Annotated in this window: 1 protein-coding gene; it reads right to left on the bottom strand. The window is 59.0% G+C overall.

Annotation, left to right across the window (positions count from 1 at the left end; all coding sequences use genetic code 11):
• Positions 1 to 105: 105 nt before the first annotated feature.
• Positions 106 to 1,746 (bottom strand): IS1634 family transposase, encoded by a 1,641-nt coding sequence (locus tag VE009_RS04390; protein WP_414694776.1) that lies wholly within the window; start codon positions 1,744 to 1,746, stop codon positions 106 to 108.
• Positions 1,747 to 1,936 lie beyond the last annotated feature (190 nt).

Here is a 1,936-nt window from a genome sequence, read left to right as displayed (position 1 = left end):
CCCGGCTTCGACAGTTTGTAGTAACACAAACCGCCTCAACCTCAAGCGTGGCAAGGGATTGGGCGGTTTGTGGATAACTTGGCGTATGCCCACAGTTTTGAGGGGCTAATTCGTGGAAATGTCCCATATTTGCTGGGGTTCGGGCAAATCGAGCGCCGAAAGAATACCCCGGTGTTCAGCGATCAATTCCGTCCGCTGCAGGACGGTACCGTCGCTCGACCGCGCCTTGACCAGATGCACGCGCTGGAACAGACTGCGTACGTCTCGCCACGTGCGCCCCGTCTGGTTCTCGACGATACGAATGAGCATAAGCGCGAGCCAGCAGAGCAGCACGTGCGCGCGGATGCGCTCTTCCTTGCGGTGGTAAACCGGCCGCAAAGCCAGCGACTGCTTGAGTGTGCGGAAGGCGGCTTCGACCTTGAGCAGTTGCTTGTAGCCCAGGGCGACGTCCTCGGAAGAGAGCGTGTCATCGGAGGTCTGAATCAAATACTTGCCGTCCAGCCGCTCCATCGCTTTCACTGCATCTTTGTCGATACGCAGGTTGCCGCGTTTGTCCATCTTGAGGTACCGCTTGTACGTAACATGGCTGTGCAGGCGGCAGTGCACCTTGCTGTGGGCTTCACCGTCCAAGGCCTTCAGGCCATCGAGTTCGCGCTGCAAAGCCACGAGGTGCTGCTCACGCTGAGCGGCATCCCGGCGCGCCTCCTCGGGATTGCGGACCAGCACGTAGCGCCGGCGCGCTTCGCCGTCACCGATCGTAATGTCCTTGACTTCCAAGGTATCACGCACGGTCTTGAACCGTCCGGGATGCGACAGCGCAGCCTCCACGGACGGCTTGCCGGCAGACATTTTCTCGCCGATGATGTAGTGCCCGCCAGACTGCTGGAACACGCGCAGGTTCGCGTCCGAGGAGAACCCCCGGTCCGCCACGGAGATCACGCGTCCGAGCTTCCAGCCGATGAGATCCTTCTTGACCTCGGGCACGACGCTCATGTCGGCGGTGTTGCCCGGCCAAACCCAACAGCGGATCGGGATGCCTTCCCGCGTGACGGCGAAGCCGATGACGACCTGCGGCAAGTCGGGACGGTGGTCTTTGGAATAGCCGTGGCGGCGGAACTCGTCGTCTTCATCCTCGGTCTCGAAGTAGGTGCTCGTCGTATCGAAGAAGAGCAGATCGACTTCCAGATTGAGCAGGTCGGCTACCGCGTGAAACACTTCGCGCTGGATCGCCTCACCGGACTCAAACAGAAAGTCCATCGCCCGATAACCCTGCTGCACGTCGAAGGACGGAAGGCCGGGAATGACGACGTCATGCGCCACCCAATCTTCCGCGGCAAGCTTGCTGGAAGGATCGAGCGCACGATTGGCAACCATGGCGAAAAGTGTACGCTCCATGGGCGCGGCAAACCGCCGATCGGCCAGATGGCGCGTAAGCGCCTTGCCGATCTGCAGCTTGTCCCAGAGCGCGTCAAGCAGCCATGCGCCGCCAAGAGGCTTGCTGCTTACCAGCTTGAGTGGATCGCCAGACCGGGCTGTCTGGTCCACCGGCTGTTCGCCGAGCAGGCGAGCAATGCTTTGCGCGAGCCCCCGCAGCTTCTCGAGGTTGACCTCGTCGGCACGGCCAAAGTTAAACAGCACTTTAGCTTGGGTTTGGCCGGTCTGCGGATGACGTTCGTTATGGGCGAGCTGCAGGTAGCTGATCTTTGAGCCGTCTTTGTTCATGCGTGACGTTGTCCGGATATACATGCTTACAATGTTACCACAAGAACAGGAATAATCAACACAAAATTAGACTTATCCACATAAATCGTGTGCCCACATGTTTATAACATTTTTGATCGTCGTTTGCCTGTGGAAAACGCGAGAAACCCTTGATCTGCAAGGGTTTCAGTTATCCACAGGTGCCCACGGGACGCTCATAACTGTCGAAGCCGGG

This window comes from Paenibacillus sp. (assembly GCF_035645195.1).
Taxonomy (GTDB): Bacteria; Bacillota; Bacilli; order Paenibacillales; family YIM-B00363; genus Paenibacillus_AE.
Note: the sequence above shows the minus strand (reverse complement) of the source record. Positions and strands in the feature narration are given on the sequence as shown.

What these genes read in the sequence shown, in the direction of transcription:
- VE009_RS04390 (WP_414694776.1), bottom strand. Translation starts at nt 1,746, where the DNA reads ATGTATATCCGGACAACGTCACGCATGAACAAAGACGGCTCAAAGATC.